At 36.7% G+C, this 17717-nt stretch carries 12 protein-coding genes; 1 reads left to right on the forward strand and 11 read right to left on the reverse strand.

Annotated elements, in window-relative coordinates:
• Positions 1 to 176 precede the first annotated feature (176 nt).
• Positions 177 to 2300, reverse strand: coding sequence for a fibronectin type III domain-containing protein (locus KE503_RS03110; RefSeq protein ID WP_212384465.1), 2124 nt, complete (start codon positions 2298 to 2300; stop codon positions 177 to 179).
• A gap of 229 nt (positions 2301 to 2529) precedes the next feature.
• Here KE503_RS03110 and KE503_RS03115 point away from each other — a divergent pair, with 229 nt between their 5' ends.
• Entirely contained in the window at positions 2530 to 2823 is a 294-nt protein-coding gene (locus KE503_RS03115) for a helix-turn-helix domain-containing protein (protein WP_022374764.1), read from the forward strand.
• A 62-nt stretch (positions 2824 to 2885) separates the two neighbouring features.
• Here KE503_RS03115 and KE503_RS03120 read toward each other — a convergent pair whose 3' ends face one another.
• The 10 genes from KE503_RS03120 to rpoC all read right to left on the reverse strand — a co-directional run bounded on the left by KE503_RS03120 (position 2886) and on the right by rpoC (position 17688).
• Positions 2886 to 3854 carry a hypothetical protein gene (locus KE503_RS03120; RefSeq protein WP_212384466.1) on the reverse strand — a complete coding sequence of 323 codons (969 nt, stop codon included), beginning with the start codon at positions 3852 to 3854 and terminating at the stop codon, positions 2886 to 2888.
• Positions 3855 to 3870: 16 nt separating this feature from the next.
• Entirely contained in the window at positions 3871 to 4662 is a 792-nt protein-coding gene (locus tag KE503_RS03125; RefSeq protein ID WP_212384467.1) for a hypothetical protein, read from the reverse strand.
• Between the two features lie 16 nt (positions 4663 to 4678).
• Complete coding sequence (locus KE503_RS03130) at positions 4679 to 6082, reverse strand: hypothetical protein (protein WP_212384468.1); 1404 nt, start codon at positions 6080 to 6082, stop codon at positions 4679 to 4681.
• 20 nt (positions 6083 to 6102) lie between these two features.
• Positions 6103 to 7056 (reverse strand): helix-turn-helix transcriptional regulator, encoded by a 954-nt coding sequence (locus KE503_RS03135; RefSeq protein WP_212384469.1) that lies wholly within the window; start codon positions 7054 to 7056, stop codon positions 6103 to 6105.
• A gap of 593 nt (positions 7057 to 7649) precedes the next feature.
• Positions 7650 to 8321 carry a PD-(D/E)XK nuclease family transposase gene (locus KE503_RS03140; protein ID WP_212384470.1) on the reverse strand — a complete coding sequence of 224 codons (672 nt, stop codon included), beginning with the start codon at positions 8319 to 8321 and terminating at the stop codon, positions 7650 to 7652.
• 144 nt (positions 8322 to 8465) lie between these two features.
• Entirely contained in the window at positions 8466 to 9659 is a 1194-nt protein-coding gene (gene tuf / locus KE503_RS03145) for an elongation factor Tu (protein ID WP_008393909.1), read from the reverse strand.
• Between the two features lie 166 nt (positions 9660 to 9825).
• A complete protein-coding gene (gene fusA, locus KE503_RS03150; protein WP_081019872.1) occupies positions 9826 to 11937 on the reverse strand; it encodes an elongation factor G in 2112 nt (703 codons plus the stop codon).
• A 68-nt stretch (positions 11938 to 12005) separates the two neighbouring features.
• Positions 12006 to 12476, reverse strand: coding sequence for a 30S ribosomal protein S7 (gene rpsG, locus KE503_RS03155; RefSeq protein ID WP_022092081.1), 471 nt, complete (start codon positions 12474 to 12476; stop codon positions 12006 to 12008).
• A 170-nt stretch (positions 12477 to 12646) separates the two neighbouring features.
• Positions 12647 to 13063 carry a 30S ribosomal protein S12 gene (rpsL, locus tag KE503_RS03160; protein ID WP_015530650.1) on the reverse strand — a complete coding sequence of 139 codons (417 nt, stop codon included), beginning with the start codon at positions 13061 to 13063 and terminating at the stop codon, positions 12647 to 12649.
• Between the two features lie 1025 nt (positions 13064 to 14088).
• Positions 14089 to 17688: a DNA-directed RNA polymerase subunit beta' gene (gene rpoC / locus KE503_RS03165; protein ID WP_055196325.1), complete on the reverse strand. Its 3600-nt coding sequence runs from the start codon at positions 17686 to 17688 to the stop codon at positions 14089 to 14091.
• Between the last annotated feature and the right edge of the window lie 29 nt (positions 17689 to 17717).

The raw sequence follows: 17717 nt of genomic DNA on the forward strand, positions 1-17717 counted from the left end.
GAGGTTTTTTACTGTAAGCTTAAGCAATGCTGACTCACCGGCCTAGCCGGTGGTTTATTTGTTCATCAAAGTTCCGTTTCTCTTCTGAGAAACTCCACTGTGCTGAACAGGCTTAAAGCCTAACAAACAAAAATGGTGTCGAAACCTTCTGTGCTTCGACACCATTTTTTATTATGTTATTTTGTAATTTTAACTGATTTTACAGAACTCCATGAAGAATAGTATGTTTTCTTTGATACTGTTTTGTATGTTCTGATGCGGACATAGTATGTTGATTTCTTCTTCAACTTCTTCACGGTTGTGCTTGTTGTTTTGTTCTTTGAAATCTTAACTGTTTTCTTTCCAGTGAATTTCTTATTCGTTGCATATTCAATCTGATATCCGCTTCCGACTGTGTTCTTCTTCCATTTTACAGTCATTGTCTTACTCTTTGTATTCTTTACGCTGGAAAGTGTTGTCTTTGATGGATTAACTGTTACTTTAACTACTTTCTTACCTGCTTTGTAATTTGCAGTTTCCTTAGATGTAATCGTAATATTCGCAGCTCCAACGTATTTCGCCTTAATTGTTACTTTACCTTTAGAGTCTACTGTAATATTTTTATTATCACTCTTGTAGCTTAATGCAGCTTTATCATTTACTTTGGCATTTAAATTTACAGTTTGTTTCTTTGTAGAATATGTCTTTGTAGGACTAGATGCTGTAATTGTCTGGTTAGCTTTTGCGATATTAAATGTTGTTGAACCACTTCTGAATTCTTTTCCATTTCGCTTGATCGTTCCTGTAATAGTGACTTTTCCTGCCTTTTTAAATACAACCATTTCATGTGGTACACCAGCACCGCCAACATCTCCATTGATATCTACAAAAGATTTATCACCTGTTATTTTATCATCATAACCGATCGTTAAAGTTTTTCCGTTCTGTGTAAATGTCCATTTTTCAAATTCATCACCTGAATTATTCACAGCCCATCCAAAGTTGGCACCATTCATTGCAAATATATATGATTGTTTGAGCTGTAAATTAGCATTCTTAGAATATATCTTTCCTGTTTTTAAATCAATTGCATTAAAGGAAATGCTGCATTTTCCTACTGTGACCTCTTCTGAATCTGTTACCAGCAATTCTCCCTGATCTGTGTAAACTGATAATTTTATATTTCCTGTCGCAGCTTGTGCTGGAGCGTTAAACTGAATGCTCTCTGTTGTCTTTCCATCTACGTCTGAAAATTCTTTGGATTCCCATTTGTATGTAAGACCATCTGTTGGATATCCACTTATTCTGGCTTTCAGTGTGCTTGTTTCACCTGGTTCAACATAAATTCCATATCCACTAAACATGTCTCTGATAGACATCTTAAGAACATAGCATGGGACTGTTCCTTTTAAAACTACAGTTCCGTTATCATCTTTATACTCACAGATGATACTCTCTGGATCATTATTCTTTGGTTCATTGTATGTATAGATCTGGTACTCATCATTATCATCTTTATCTAACATGATAATTTTTTCATTAGGATCTTTTGATAATACCATCTCCAGATCATTATCTACATCTTTTCCTTCGATTTTAATTGATGGTCTGCATTCTGCGGAAGACCAGAATGGAATAACTGCAACAGATTTTCCATCCTTTGTTCTCATATAATTGATTTCATCATCTTTTTCATAATCATAACCATATGCTTCAAAACCAACCTGTACATCTTTATCTTCAACTTTTCGATAACTGATTAATCTGTCACCATCAAATGTTACTGCAACATAGTCTCCTTTGTATGATGAATCTTCATAATTTACCCAATGTCCATAAACTGTTGTAGTCTTACTATCATCATTCCAAACTGTTCCGATCATATTACAGTTTAGCTCATCTCCGCCACCAGCATATTCAATTTTTACTGTCTCTGGACTTGTTGTGTCATCGTAACTAATGAATTGAGAATCCATAGTCTTTAATGTATCTTTTACCTCTTCTTCAGTAAAAATATTTTCTTTAAAATCATCCGTTAAACTACTATAGAAATCACCAAAGTACATTGTAGATCCTTGGTCCTGTTTCTTAGCTTCGTAAATGATCGCAGTTTTTAAATCTGGTTTCTCTCCATCATTAAAATATGTGCCGCTGTTATCATTCGCAAGTACCTGTGCCAGTGTCCATTTTGTAAAATTATCTACGGAATCTCCACTTGCATATACCTTTTTTGCAGATGGTACTATTATAAGAGAAAATGCCATTATAATTGATAGTAACACTGCACTTATTTTTTGTTTGCTTTTTTTTACTTTTTGCATAATTTTTCCCCTTTCTTTATCGATAATTTAAGTATATATTAACATACTAAACACTGTCAACTTATTAATTTCGACAGCGAATTCATCATAAAATAAAAGTTGTAACTTACATCTTTTTATGTAAGTTACAACTTTTAGTGAATCTTAATAATACTTTAAGTGTTTTATTCTAACTCCCATTGTGTCTGTTTCTAATTTATCATTATAAAAATAGGAGGTGCAAAATATCATGATTCAAGGACTCGCCGAAAGATTAAAAAAACTTCGCGAAAAATACCATTATTCTCAAAAGGATGTTGCAAAACAACTGAATATCTCCCCTTCCATTGTCTCTGGATATGAAACTGGAGAGCGTACACCTTCTGCGGAAAAACTTCTGGCTTTGTCATCTCTGTATCATTGTTCCACAGACTATCTGCTTGGAAGAACATCTGAGAACCCCGAAACGATCATCCCTGTTGATCATTTAAATCCTGACCAGATTAATGCTTTGCTGCATTTGATTTCGTCTATGAATTCTTGATTTATATAAGGGAATTTGCCACAGTAAATTTTGTTTTGCTTACCGTGGCTTTTATTTATGTCTCACAGCTTATTAATTTTAGCTGAAATAGCTTGCTGAGCTTCTTTATTATAAACTTGCACCAGCCATTTTATTTTATCAAGTGCATGCCTTTCTATTTCGTCTCCCCTGTATTTTAATGCACTTCTCAGATCTTTTTCTAATTCTCTGGTTGCTTCACTTAAATCTCTGTAACAATATTTATCTTTGTATTTGTCTCCAAATAATCCATGTCCTTCATATACTTCCATATCATCTGTATCATAATACATAGAATAAGAACTTAAACTTGAATAGCTTCCACTGTCAAATTCACGATGTACACTGCCAACAAGTTCATCTCCTACCAGTTCTCCCTTTGCTAACATTTTGTAAGCAAGATCGCTGGACGGACATATTTCGAAATTTGAGAAATCACTTCCAAGATTTTTATCGGATAATTTTTCTGCTTCTTTTAATAACTGGATGATCTTTTGGTTTTCTTTATAATAAATACTGTTTGTATCCGATCCATACGTGTAATATGGCCCGATTTTATCTGCTCTGTATTGAGAGATCACCTGTAAAATGAACACGTCCATTTTGGAATATGCCCCATTATTAAATGCCCTTTCTGCTGCATTCTCCGCTGCTCTGTCACTTGAATATGAATAATCACTTCCACGAATGTATGGCATATTCATAGAATATTTACGTTCATCAAATGCAATATCTTTTGTTGTTGGCTCTGGAATTCCTTTCCACATTTTTAACTGTTGTTTGATCTTCATCAACTGCTCTTCCTTAGAAACAATTACGGCATCTTTATCATATTCAAATGCCTGTGCTGGACAGACTTCCATTAATGCTTTCAACTCTGCACTATCTGGTTTTAAATAAGTATTGTCTTTGACTTTGACATGTCCATCGCTTTGTTCCTCTAAGAAATCGTATCCAAGACTTAAGCAGCCTCCGCACATCATACAGTTTGAATTAACCCTTACATTACTCATTTGTACTTCCTCCTGTTTATCCTAATTGACTTAAATATTGTTTCCCTTTATTTATGATATTAATTGATGCTTTTGTGATCTCATTATTTTCGTCAATCAAAGGTGTATTGATGATCTCATATATTAGAATATTTAATTCTGAACATAAGTTGATCGCATCTACATCATTCTGTGTATACAAATCCTCATTTTGTCCTTTTTGTTTTAACATTGTTTCTATATGATTCAAAGCCATCATGTCTCTTGCAGCCAGTTTCTGCAGGATATCTGTGCATGCCCCGATTCTTTCTGTTAATGCATCATAAAAAATACAAATTGAATCTGCCTGTGCACTGACTACATTGGCATTTGCCATATTTCTTGAAGCAAGTTTCTGATTATCCTTTGCATCTTTCATGATTGCTCCGCCAAGACCAAAGAAAACGTATTGACTGATTATTTGTGCATCTGACTTTGCCACTCCATTTGCAATTGCTGGTAAATCCACTTTTTGAGCAATCTGCTCTCTTAATGTATTAATTTTCTCCATTTCACGGATTCCAAGGCCTTTGCTTAGTTCATATTCATCGATTGTCTTATAAACATCTAAAAACTTTTTAATATGATACTGTAAAATTGCGTTTTTCCTAATGGCATTAAGTTTCATTTTATCAAATAATTTTTCCTCATGAATTCGAACTTTTTCTTTTGCCTCAGCCTGTTTTCCAAATGCCTTACTGTTCTTTGCAAGTGCTGCCTTCTCCATATCATCTGCTTTCCATGCCATGGCAAACTCGCCAATCATAAATGCATCCATCAAAATTCCCACCTTTTTACCTCCCTTATCACATCTTTATCACTCTGTTTTTCTTGCCAAAGATATTTCCTTTCGTCACATGTCCTTGTGTTAATTTGTCTTGTTCTATGTTAAATTCCTTTGCGATCATTCCTAATCCTGAAGATGCCATACTGTAATTGCATTCTATAACACCTTGCATAAATTGATCATAACCTTTATCTAATTGTTGGATAAAACGTTCATTTTCTTTATTTACTAAAAGCTGTAGTCTTCCTTGTGACTCCCTTATCTCCCGTTCGGCACGATGTGCTAAAGCAAGCATTTTCTTGTTGTACTGGATTGCCTGTTGTTCTCTGTGAACGGTGTCTATGATAGTTGAACAGACTGCTGTTGTGATCATTTCTCCTACATATTGACCTACAGCAGCCCCTATTGGTCCACCAGCTGCCATTCCAACCGCTTCACCAACAATTCTCCCTGCATATGCCGCTGTTAAATATGCAGTAGTTTCTGCTATATTTTGTACAAGCTGTTTCTCATCAATATCACTATTTACATATGAATAAATCTGTTTAGTGATTTGTATGGTTCCGTTTACCAGTAATGCTGTTCTATTCTCTTTAAGTCCTTTAACTTTTGCTGCTTCAGAAATTGCTCCTGTTGCATAGCCTAAGACTCCTGCTGATACTGTATCTTTTAAAACTTCCTTAGCCGCATCTTCTCCATCTTTTTCATCCCTTATAACACTCATTGCATTTTTCGCAACTGAAAATGCTGCTGCAAATTCGGCAGATGCTAGGGCATTTGATACTCCTGCTTTGTTTATTTTTGCATGATTTTCGGACATAAAAGAGCTTGTCTTTTGGGCAATATCTTCATTGAAAGCTCTTCCTTTGTTTATTGTATCTTCTACAATATTTTTCCCATTAAGATATTGCTTGTATACTTTTAAACTAACCTTAGCATTCTTTTCTGCTCCTATTTTAGACTTTATATTTCCTTCAAAATGTGCTGAATGAACAAGCATTTTGGATTCTAAACTTGATAGATCTGATTTTTGAATCTTTATATTATGCTTTTTTGCGATTTTCTCCAATTCCTTCATTTGTTTAGGATTTGAAAATATTGGATTATCTTGATTAACATAATATATCATTCCATCATATTTTCCACTCTCTAAAAATTTTTTATGTCTAGAATATTGATATCCACTTTTATACTGAATTTCTCTTCCTTTTTGTCCATTTGCGTATTTAATAACAGCGTCTGCATTCCCATTATTATCAATAACACACTCTCTAGCTTTAATTCCTGCCTCTTTTCTTTTCTTGTTATTGTAATACGCATTCATCGGTTCCTCATAAAATCCTCTCAGGCCATCTACACTTCCACCACGTCCCAAATTAATGCTTTCCATGTAATCTATTAATTCGTCTTCTTCTTTACCCATATGATTCACCCCTAAACCATTCATTCAATATCAAATATACTTTTCCCTTGACTTCTCGCCCACATTTTAAAACCTTCCCCATAGACTTCTGCCCTGATTGTATATATACCATCCTTTTCGTTTAGAATCTTCGCTGTAGGAAGTTTATCCAAAACGTTTTCTATACTTAAACCTGAATACTTAAATTGAACCCTTTGTAATTTTCCACCATACATAAATGGTATTCTTTTTCTGAACTCTCCCTCTTCAAACCTGTCTGCATATGGCAAATGGAACTGCTCTGGTAAAACTTCTAATGATCCAATTCGATCTATACGATAGATTGTTGGAGACACTTCTTTGTAATTTATCTCTTTATCAATGTCTTCCCGATTATCAATAAATGCTATCACGTAAAAATAATAATCCGAAAACATAATTGCTAATGGCTGCAGTACTCGTTCCACCATAGTTTCTGATTTTAATTTCTTGTAATTGATCTTTATTTTCTTATGACCTTGTATTGCCTGACCGATCTCCCACATCTTGTCGATGAATACTTTATGATGATGTGGCTCTATGTAGTGAAAGCTTTCATTTCTTATAAGATCTGTTACTAATTCACGATTTTCCTTTGGAACACAGCACTCAATCAGCTTATTTAATAGTCCGTTCATCTCTTTCTTTGTAAGTGATCTGCTGTCTAACAGGATTTTACATATTGCAAGAATCTCTGGATTCGTAAGTTTTGTTTTATAATTTTGTTCTAAACGATATCCTTTTCTTATCCGGTCATATATGACATCATTGCAGATTCCATCGTTCGTTTCATTCCGATCCAAAAAATCACGAATCTCATCGATATCACGCTGTATCGTTCTTTCACTGACATTATATAATACAGCTTCTTCTGACTTATTTATTAGACTCCCGTTCATCAGTTTGGTATATAAGTCCAGCACACGATCTACTTTATCATTATTCTCATTTACCATATCTCATCCCTCCAATAGCATATGAATAATATAGCAAACCGCAATGACATACCTTTGTCATTCTGATTAAATTTTTTATTTTTGCATAGCTCCATTCATCTTATGATTGTAAAATATTTATTTCCATTTTCTTCTTTAATTGCAACATCATATATGTATTTATTTGTGATAATTACAAGGTTCCCATTTTTATCTTTTTCTATTTCCCAATTATACTTTGAAATAAATAATAACTGCATTTTCGTAAATAATTATTCACTGTCTGCTGTCTGCATAATTGAGAATCTTTTTTCGCGAAGACCTTTTGTTTTTTATCAACTTCTTTACCACACTTTTTACAGTCCATATTTTAATAGGGCTTTCTATTTTGTCTTTTGTCTATTTTCCAGCTCCTTTTTAATAAATATTTTCCTCCTTTTTTTAATAATTTTTTATTTGTTTATAACATTTTACTACTCTTAGAATTTTAATTCAACACTTTAAGTATTTATTTTGTTACTAAATGTTATTTTTTCTAACAAAAAAAGATCCAGAAAGTAAACTTTCTGAGTCTTTAAAGTGTTTTTATATCGTTTTTTGTTATTTTATTCATATTATAATTTTTTTATCAGTTTTTGTTTATCTTCTTCAGAAATATTCATCGCTGCCATTACTTGTTGTGCTGACAATTGCATATTCTCCATTAAACTTTTGACTGTTCCTAGTAAAACTTCTATTCTTTCTTCGCTTCTTTCTCTTTTAATTCTTTCTTCCATCGCTTTGCACACTTGACCTCGACCTCCTTCTGTTTCCTTAAAATGTTTTACTGTATCCTTTAGTTCATTATAAAACATATCAACTGACCTTGTACAGCGAAAATCATGCATTAATTTTCCAATTGGATCATCATCATTCTTATAACTTCCATTTACATATATTATATGCGAGCCATCACCAAATAATTTCTGTGTTTCCTGCACTACTCGCTCCACATGATATAATGGTAATCCTTTCTTCATATAGTCATTTTCTGTAATGAAAATCACATACGAATCATGAATCTCCTTAAATTTCTGTTTAGCTTTTAACATTTTAGTATCTAACATACTACTATGAAATCTTGCCCTATGGACATCTGCTCCTGAATCAGCTCTTTGCACTTCGATATCATATATCTTTCCTTCTTTATCTTCTGCATAAATATCAAGTTCAATGCTTCTTCCATCTGTAATAGGACTCTTATATTCTCTTCTAATTTTCCTACTGCCATTATTCCCTCCCATCATATTATATTGTTTTATATATTTATTTTACTATTTGTATTATATCATATATATTCAAAAAGTATAGTATTAATTTCAAAAAAAAGACCCAGAAAGTAAACTTTCTGAGTCTTTGAAAATTATCATATTCAATCGTAGAAGTAAGAATTACTCGATGATTGTAGCAACTCTTCCTGATCCTACTGTACGTCCACCTTCACGGATAGCGAAAGATAATCCCTGAGCCATAGCGATTGGGTGAATTAATTCGATAGTCATTTCTACGTTGTCACCAGGCATGCACATTTCTGTTCCTTCTGGTAATTCGATAACACCTGTAACGTCTGTTGTTCTGAAGTAGAACTGTGGACGATAGTTGTTGAAGAATGGAGTATGACGTCCACCTTCATCTTTTGTTAAAACGTATACCTGAGCTGTGAATTTTGTATGGCATGTGATTGAACCTGGCTGGCAAAGAACCTGTCCTCTTTCGATTTCGTCTCTCTGAACACCACGTAATAATGCACCAATGTTATCTCCAGCCTGAGCTTCGTCTAACAGTTTACGGAACATTTCTACACCAGTTACAACAACTTTTCTTGTTTCTTCTTTGATACCAACGATTTCAACTTCGTCAGATACGTGAAGAACACCACTTTCTACTCTACCAGTTGCTACTGTACCACGTCCTGTGATAGAGAATACGTCTTCGACTGGCATTAAGAAAGGTTTGTCTGTATCACGCTGTGGATCTGGAATATAGCTGTCAACAGCATCCATTAATTCCATGATCTTATCTCCCCATGGTCCAGCTGGATCTTCGATAGCTTTTAAAGCAGATCCCTGGATGATAGGAATGTCGTCTCCTGGGAATTCGTATTCATTTAATAATTCACGAATTTCCATTTCTACTAATTCTAATAATTCTTCATCGTCTACCATATCACATTTGTTCATGAATACTACGATGTAAGGAACACCTACCTGACGAGATAACAGGATATGTTCTTTTGTCTGAGCCATTACACCATCAGTAGCAGCTACTACTAAGATAGCTCCGTCCATCTGAGCTGCACCAGTGATCATGTTCTTTACATAATCGGCATGGCCTGGGCAGTCAACGTGAGCGTAGTGACGTTTTTCTGTTTCATACTCAACATGAGCTGTAGAGATTGTGATACCACGTTCTCTTTCTTCTGGAGCTTTATCGATATCTTCGAAGTTCTCAGCTGTATTTCCTTCTACTCTTTCAGCTAAAACTTTAGTGATTGCTGCTGTTAAAGTTGTTTTACCATGGTCAACGTGTCCAATAGTACCAATGTTGCAATGAGGTTTAGTTCTCTCAAACTTTTCTTTTGCCATTTTAATTGTCCTCCTTATTCGCCCTATGGGCAATTACAATAATGTTTCAAACTTCAATATAGTTGCCCAGCAAAGGGCCGTCCTAAATTTGATTATATTTCATTTAAACAAATATTTCAAGACTATTTTGACAAAATAGCCTCGAAATATTTATATATTAATTTTCTTACTTGTCAGCAAGTACTTTTTCCTGTACGTTCTTTGGTACTGGTTCGTATTTTTCAAAGAACATAGAGTAGTTACCACGTCCCTGAGTTCTAGAACGTAAGTCTGTAGAATATCCGAACATTTCAGATAATGGAACGAATGCACGAACCATCTTACCGCTCGCGATATCATCCATACCTTCGATACGTCCACGACGAGAGTTGATATCTCCGATAACGTCTCCCATGTATTCTTCAGGCATTGTAACTTCGACTCTCATGATTGGCTCAAGCAGGATAGCTCCAGCTTTCTGCATAGCCTCTTTAAATGCCATAGATCCGGCAATGTGGAAGGCCATTTCACTAGAATCGACATCATGGTAAGATCCATCATATACTGTAGCTTTAACACCAAGTACTGGGAATCCTCCTAAGATACCAGACTGAGCTGCTTCTTCGATACCTTCTCCAACTGCTGGGATATATTCTTTAGGAATAGATCCACCAACAACTGTAGATTCGAATTTGAACAGTTCTTCTCCATTGGCATCCATTGGCTCAAAGTGAACTTTACAGTGACCATACTGACCACGACCACCAGACTGTTTAGCATATTTGCTGTCAACGTCAACGGCTTTTGTAAATGTTTCTTTGTATGCTACCTGAGGAGCACCAACGTTAGCTTCTACTTTGAATTCACGAAGCAGACGGTCAACGATGATTTCCAGATGAAGTTCACCCATTCCGGAAATGATTGTCTGTCCTGTTTCATGATCTGTATGAGCTCTGAATGTAGGATCTTCTTCAGCAAGCTTAGCAAGTGCTTCAGCCATTTTACCCTGATCACCTTTAGTTTTAGGTTCGATCGCTACGTCGATAACTGGTTCTGGGAATTCCATGGATTCCAGAATTACAGGATGCTGTTCATCACAGATTGTATCACCAGTTGTTGTAGATTTGAAACCTACTGCAGCTGCGATATCTCCTGAATATACAACATCTAACTCTTCACGCTTGTTAGCATGCATCTGTAAGATACGTCCAACACGCTCTTTTTTGTTCTTTGTTGCATTTAATACATAAGATCCAGATTTGCATGTTCCAGAGTAAACACGGAAGAATGCAAGTTTTCCTACGAATGGGTCTGTCATGATCTTAAATGCTAAAGCTGAGAATGGTTCATCATCAGATGAATGTCTTTCAACTTCGTTACCATCTTCATCGACACCTTTGATAGCTGGGATGTCTGTTGGAGCTGGCATAAATTCGATAATAGCATCCAGTAATTTCTGAACACCTTTATTTCTATATGCTGTACCACAGCATACTGGAACTGCTTTACATTCGCATGTTCCTTTTCTTAATGCAGCTTTTAAATCATCAACACTTGGTTCTTCACCTTCAAGATACTGCATCATCAGATCGTCGTCTAATTCACAGATCTTTTCGATCAATTCTGTGTGATAAAGTTCTGCTTCTTCTTTCATATCTTCTGGGATTTCAACGATAGAGATGTCTTCACCTTTTTCATCATTGTAGATGTAGGCTTCCATCTCGAATAAGTCGATGATTCCTTTGAAGTCGTCTTCTTTACCGATAGGTAACTGAAGTACTGCTACGTTAGCTCCCAGACGATCTTTCATCTGATCAACTGCTCCGTAGAAGTTAGCACCTAAGATATCCATCTTATTGATGAATGCCATTCTAGGTACGTTATAAGTATCAGCCTGTCTCCATACGTTTTCAGACTGAGGCTCTACTCCACCTTTTGCACAGAAGACTGCTACTGCACCATCAAGTACACGCAGAGAACGTTCTACTTCAACTGTGAAGTCAACGTGCCCTGGAGTATCAATGATATTGATACGATGCTCTAAAGCACCTTTTTTAGGCTTGCAATGATCCTGCAGTGTCCAATGACATGTTGTAGCCGCAGAAGTGATTGTGATACCTCTTTCCTGTTCCTGCTCCATCCAGTCCATAGTAGCAGTACCATCATGAGTATCACCGATTTTATAGTTTACACCAGTGTAATAAAGGATACGCTCTGTTGTTGTTGTTTTACCAGCATCAATATGAGCCATGATTCCGATATTTCTGGTTCTCTCTAATGGATATTCTCTTCCAGCCAAGATTTTTTCCTCCTATAAGTTTTAACATAGAAGCATGTCTGGCAAGACGCCAGAACAGATTCTTGAAATTAGAATCTGTAATGTGCGAATGCTTTGTTTGCTTCTGCCATCTTGTGCATATCTTCTTTTTTCTTTACAGATGCTCCTGTATTGTTGGAAGCGTCAAGAAGTTCTTTTGCAAGACGTTCTTCCATTGTTCTTTCTCCTCTTTTACGTGAGAAAGTTGTGATCCAACGAAGCGCTAATGCCTGTCTTCTGTCTGGTCTAACGTCGATAGGCACCTGATATGTTGCTCCACCGATACGTCTAGCTTTTACTTCAAGAACTGGCATGATGTTGTTCATAGCTTCTTCGAATACTTCTAAAGCTGGTTTTCCAGCTTCTTCTTCGATACGGGCAAATGCTCCGTATACGATTTTCTGAGCAACTCCTTTTTTACCATCTAACATAATGTTGTTGATTAATTTTGTCACAACCTTATTGTTGTAAATAGGATCTGCTAATACGTCTCTTTTCGCAATATGTCCTTTACGTGGCACGGTTCTTCCCTCCTTAATAATCATTAATTCATCGGTACTCATACTTAGTTATTGCATGTTCGTGCAGGACTTTTATATCTCCTGTAACCTTTGTAGGAAACAATAAAGTTCCGGCACAACTATACAAGGTAGCGTTTAATTACGCTGCTTTGTACCAATTTAGTTTTGTTTTATTTTTTCTTAGGTCTTTTAGCTCCATATTTGGAACGAGCCTGCATTCTGTTAGCTACACCTGCTGTATCAAGTGTACCTCTAACGATATGGTAACGAGTACCTGGTAAGTCCTTAACACGACCACCACGAATCAGAACAACACTATGTTCCTGTAAGTTATGTCCTTCACCTGGGATATAACTTGTTACTTCGATTCCGTTAGAAAGACGAACTCTGGCGATCTTACGTAAAGCAGAGTTAGGCTTTTTAGGAGTTGCAGTTTTAACAGCTGTACATACACCTCTCTTCTGTGGTGAGCTTGTGTCTGTAGCTTTCTTCTTTAAAGAGTTAAATCCTTTCTGAAGTGCTGGTGCTGTAGATTTCTTTACAGATGTTTTTCTCCCTTTTCTAACTAATTGGTTAAAAGTTGGCATTGATTTCACCTCCATACATGTTTTCTACTATGGTTACTTAAATTCACCTTGTGACTATACATGCACTTCTCGGTTTTGCTCCCCAAAAAGGCATGCTAGGCTATTATAAAATGCCTGCATGCCTTTGTCAAGACCTTTTCCCAAGATTTTTATTAATTTCTATATATTTTTATCTTTTTGGAAATCTCATTCTATGGATCTTATTCGAAATCTTTCTTTATCTGGCTGTCTCAGAAATGCTTTCTCGTCACATCTCTGATATCGATTCTGACAGCTTCTATTCTGATCTCTTTTCTTGATCTCAATGTTTCGATTTCTTTGTTATATGGCTTCTTTACGCCATTTTCTTAATATATAAAAATCAATCTCTTATTCTTGAGAAAATATTTAGTTAATAAGTTCCAAATTATTTTGTTAACGGGTTACACTTTGCTTTAGTTACCAGTTACAAATTTTTTAAATGCTCCACCGGTCAGCTGATCGAATGTTTGTTGATCTCTTATCTGAATCTTTCTTGTTTGGATTCCTCGTCTCTTGGAATCTTTCTTGTTTGGATTCTTTTTCTTTGATCATCTTCTGATCTTATCTTAAGATCTTGTTCATTTTCTCTATTCTTCGTATTATTTTTATGAGGTTGACTCCTTTACCGTTCTATCCGCTTCTAGGACTCTTAGGTTCTCTCCCGAGATCATAATATCCTGTTGAGTCAGTCTCATATTTCCCAATTATCTTAATACTTCCGATCCATCAGCTGCCGGTTTTAAAGGTCTTTCCGTTAGCCTTATGGAGCAACTTGGGCGATTCTCCTTTCTTTTAAAACTTATCTTTCATTTGTTGATTTTATTATATCAATATCTGCTTATTTTGTCAATTAAATAGTTTTTTCAGATTTCTTAAGAACTTTACATACAATAAACAGATTATATTTCGCTATATTATATTCTAAATTTTCCCAAAAGAAAAGCCAACAGATAAAGTTCTAAACTTATACCTGTCGGCCTTATTTCTTATTTTATAAAATCAGATTACTCTTCGATCTCGAAATCTGCATCATCAAAATCAATCTCATCACCGATTGTGAAATCGTCTTCGTCTGTGCTGATCTTGACATCTCTGTAACGTCTCATACCCGTTCCAGCTGGGATCAGTTTACCAAGGATTACGTTTTCTTTTAATCCTACTAATGGATCGACTTTACCTTTGATAGCTGCATCTGTCAGAACTTTTGTTGTTTCCTGGAAAGAAGCTGCTGATAAGAAGGAATCTGTTGCCAGAGATGCTTTTGTGATACCAAGCATGATCTGTTCTGCTGTTGCAGTCTGAAGACCCTGTTCTTCCATCTCTTTGTTCTTCTTCTCAAGTTCTAATACATCAACCATTGCTCCTGGTAAGTATCCTGTATCTCCACCGTCTTCGATACGAACTTTCTTAAGCATCTGACGTACGATAACCTCGACGTGCTTGTCGTTGATATCTACACCCTGTAAGCGGTATACTCTCTGTACTTCGCGGATCATGTAATCCTGTACTGCACGGATTCCCTTGATTCTTAATAAATCGTGAGGGTTGATAGAACCTTCTGTAAGTTCATCTCCGGCTTCAAGGATCTGTCCTTCCTGTACTTTCAGACGAGATCCGTAAGGGATCAGATATGTTTTCACATCACCAGTTTCTCTGTTTGTGATGATGACTTCACGTTTCTTCTTCGTATCTTTTAACTGCACTTCTCCACCAAATTCTGCGATGATCGCAAGTCCTTTTGGTTTACGTGCTTCAAATAACTCTTCGACACGAGGAAGACCCTGTGTGATATCATCACCGGCTACTCCACCAGCATGGAATGTTCTCATTGTAAGCTGTGTACCTGGCTCACCGATTGACTGTGCTGCGATGATTCCGACAGCTTCACCAACCTGTACAGCCTGACCAGTTGCCATGTTGGATCCGTAACATTTTGCACAAGCTCCAACTCCGGATTTACATGTTAACATCGTACGGATCTTAACTTTTGTGTATCCTGCATCACAAACGGCTTTCGCACGTTTTGGTGTGATCATGTGGTTTGCTTTTACAAGAACTTCTCCTGTTTCTGGGTGTACAAGCTCTTCTGCTGCATATCTTCCTGTGATACGTTCTTCTAAGCTTTCAATAACTTCCTGTCCATCCATGAATGCTTCTACATACATTCCTGGAATTTCTTCTCCAGTACCTTCACAGCAATCCTGTTCACGGATGATCAGATCCTGTGATACGTCTACCAGACGACGTGTTAAGTATCCTGAATCGGCTGTACGAAGGGCTGTATCAGACAGACCTTTACGAGCACCATGTGCTGAAATAAAGTATTCCAGTACGTCAAGACCTTCACGGAAGTTAGACTTGATTGGTAATTCAATTGTACGTCCTGATGTATCGGCCATCAGTCCACGCATACCTGCTAACTGTTTGATCTGCTGGTTAGAACCACGGGCTCCGGAATCGGCCATCATGAAGATGTTGTTTAATCGGTCTAATCCGCTGATCAGTTTATCTGTTAAAACGTCATCGGCATCGAACCATGTCTTAACAACAGCTTTATAACGCTCTTCTTCAGTCATCAGACCACGTTTATACTGTTCTGTGATAAATTCTACCTGTTTCTGTGCATCTCCTAAGATCTGAGGTTTCTCAGGTGGCACTGTCATATCAGAAATGGATACTGTTAAAGCTCCTCTTGTAGAGAATTTGTATCCGATTGCTTTAATATCATCTAAGACTTCTGCAGTCTTTGTTGCTCCATGAATATTGATACATCTGTCAAGGATCTGTTTTAACTGTTTCTTTCCTACATGGAAATCAATCTCATATGCTAAGGCATTTTCTGGTTTGCTTCTGTCTACAAATCCTAAATCCTGTAAGATGATCTCATTAAACAGGATACGTCCAAGTGTACAATCTACGATCTGGGAAATAGGATTTCCATCTTTGTCCACACCTGTACGTCTTACTTTGATCTTAGAATGAAGTGTGATTACCTTATTTTCATAAGCTAAGTATGCTTCGTTCTCAGATTTGAAGTATTTACCTTCACCTTTGTCTCCATCTTTCTCTAATGTCAGATAGTAGATACCAAGTACCATATCCTGAGAAGGAACAGCTACTGGACCACCATCAGATGGTTTTAACAGGTTGTTTGGTGATAACAGAAGGAATCTACACTCTGCCTGTGCTTCCACAGATAATGGAAGATGGACAGCCATCTGGTCACCATCGAAGTCGGCATTATACGCTGTACATACCAATGGGTGCAGACGAATCGCTTTACCCTCTACCAGGATAGGCTCGAATGCCTGAATTCCCAGTCTATGCAGTGTCGGTGCACGGTTTAACATAACAGGATGTTCTTTAATGACGTCTTCTAAGACATCCCATACTTCTGGCTGAAGTTTTTCAACCATTTTCTTAGCTGATTTAATGTTGTGAGCTAATTTACGCTCTACTAATTCTTTCATAACGAATGGCTTGAATAATTCGATCGCCATTTCTTTTGGAAGACCACACTGATAAATCTTTAAGTCTGGTCCTACTACGATAACGGAACGTCCAGAATAGTCTACACGTTTTCCTAACAGGTTCTGACGGAAACGTCCCTGTTTACCTTTTAACATATCTGATAATGATTTTAATGCACGGTTTCCTGGTCCTGTGACTGGACGTCCACGTCTACCATTATCGATCAGGGCATCAACTGCTTCCTGTAACATTCTCTTTTCGTTTCTTACGATGATATCTGGAGCTCCAAGCTCTAATAATCTCTTCAGACGGTTATTTCTGTTAATGATACGTCTGTAAAGGTCATTTAAGTCAGATGTGGCAAAACGTCCACCATCTAACTGCACCATTGGACGGATATCTGGTGGAATAACTGGAACTGCATCCAGGATCATCCATTCTGGTTTGTTGTCTGAGTTTAAAAATGCCTCTACAACTTCCAGTCTCTTAACGATTCTGGCTCTCTTCTGACCTGTAGCAGTTTTGAATTCATCCTGTAAGGATTTTGCTTCTGCCTCAAGATCAATGGCCTGAAGCAGTTCTTTCACTGCTTCAGCACCCATTCCTACGCGGAATGTATCTCCGTATTTTTCATACGCTTCTCTATATTCTTTTTCTGTTAATACTTGTTTATATGCAAGATCTGTATCTCCAGCATCTAAAACGATATAGCATGCGAAATATAAAACCTTTTCCAGTGTTCTTGGTGAAATATCAAGAATCAGACCCATACGGCTAGGAATTCCTTTGAAATACCAGATATGGGATACTGGAGCTGCTAATTCGATATGTCCCATTCTCTCACGACGGACACTTGCTTTTGTTACTTCAACACCGCATCGGTCGCAGACAACACCTTTATAGCGAACTTTTTTGTACTTTCCGCAGTGACACTCCCAGTCCTTTGTAGGCCCGAAGATCTTCTCGCAGAAAAGCCCATCTTTTTCAGGTTTTAATGTTCGATAGTTGATCGTCTCAGGTTTCTTTACTTCTCCTCTAGACCACTCACGGATCTTTTCTGGGGAAGCCAACCCGATTTTAATTGCATCAAATGAAATTTTATTGCTTTGATATTCATTGCTTGATTCCATCATTTAAGGCTGCTCCTTCCTAAATTGCTCGC

It is taken from the genome of Anaerostipes sp. Marseille-Q3525 (assembly GCF_018223505.1).
Lineage (GTDB): Bacteria > Bacillota > Clostridia > Lachnospirales > Lachnospiraceae > Anaerostipes > Anaerostipes amylophilus.

Coding starts and splice junctions, on each gene's coding strand:
- KE503_RS03140 (WP_212384470.1), bottom strand. CDS start 8,321: ATGATGGGAGGGAATAATGGCAGTAGGAAAATTAGAAGAGAATATAAG.
- KE503_RS03135 (WP_212384469.1), bottom strand. CDS start 7,056: ATGGTAAATGAGAATAATGATAAAGTAGATCGTGTGCTGGACTTATAT.
- KE503_RS03130 (WP_212384468.1), bottom strand. CDS start 6,082: ATGGGTAAAGAAGAAGACGAATTAATAGATTACATGGAAAGCATTAAT.
- rpsL (WP_015530650.1), bottom strand. CDS start 13,063: ATGCCAACTTTTAACCAATTAGTTAGAAAAGGGAGAAAAACATCTGTA.
- KE503_RS03110 (WP_212384465.1), bottom strand. CDS start 2,300: ATGCAAAAAGTAAAAAAAAGCAAACAAAAAATAAGTGCAGTGTTACTA.
- KE503_RS03120 (WP_212384466.1), bottom strand. CDS start 3,854: ATGAGTAATGTAAGGGTTAATTCAAACTGTATGATGTGCGGAGGCTGC.
- tuf (WP_008393909.1), bottom strand. CDS start 9,659: ATGGCAAAAGAAAAGTTTGAGAGAACTAAACCTCATTGCAACATTGGT.
- KE503_RS03115 (WP_022374764.1), top strand. CDS start 2,530: ATGATTCAAGGACTCGCCGAAAGATTAAAAAAACTTCGCGAAAAATAC.
- rpoC (WP_055196325.1), bottom strand. CDS start 17,688: ATGATGGAATCAAGCAATGAATATCAAAGCAATAAAATTTCATTTGAT.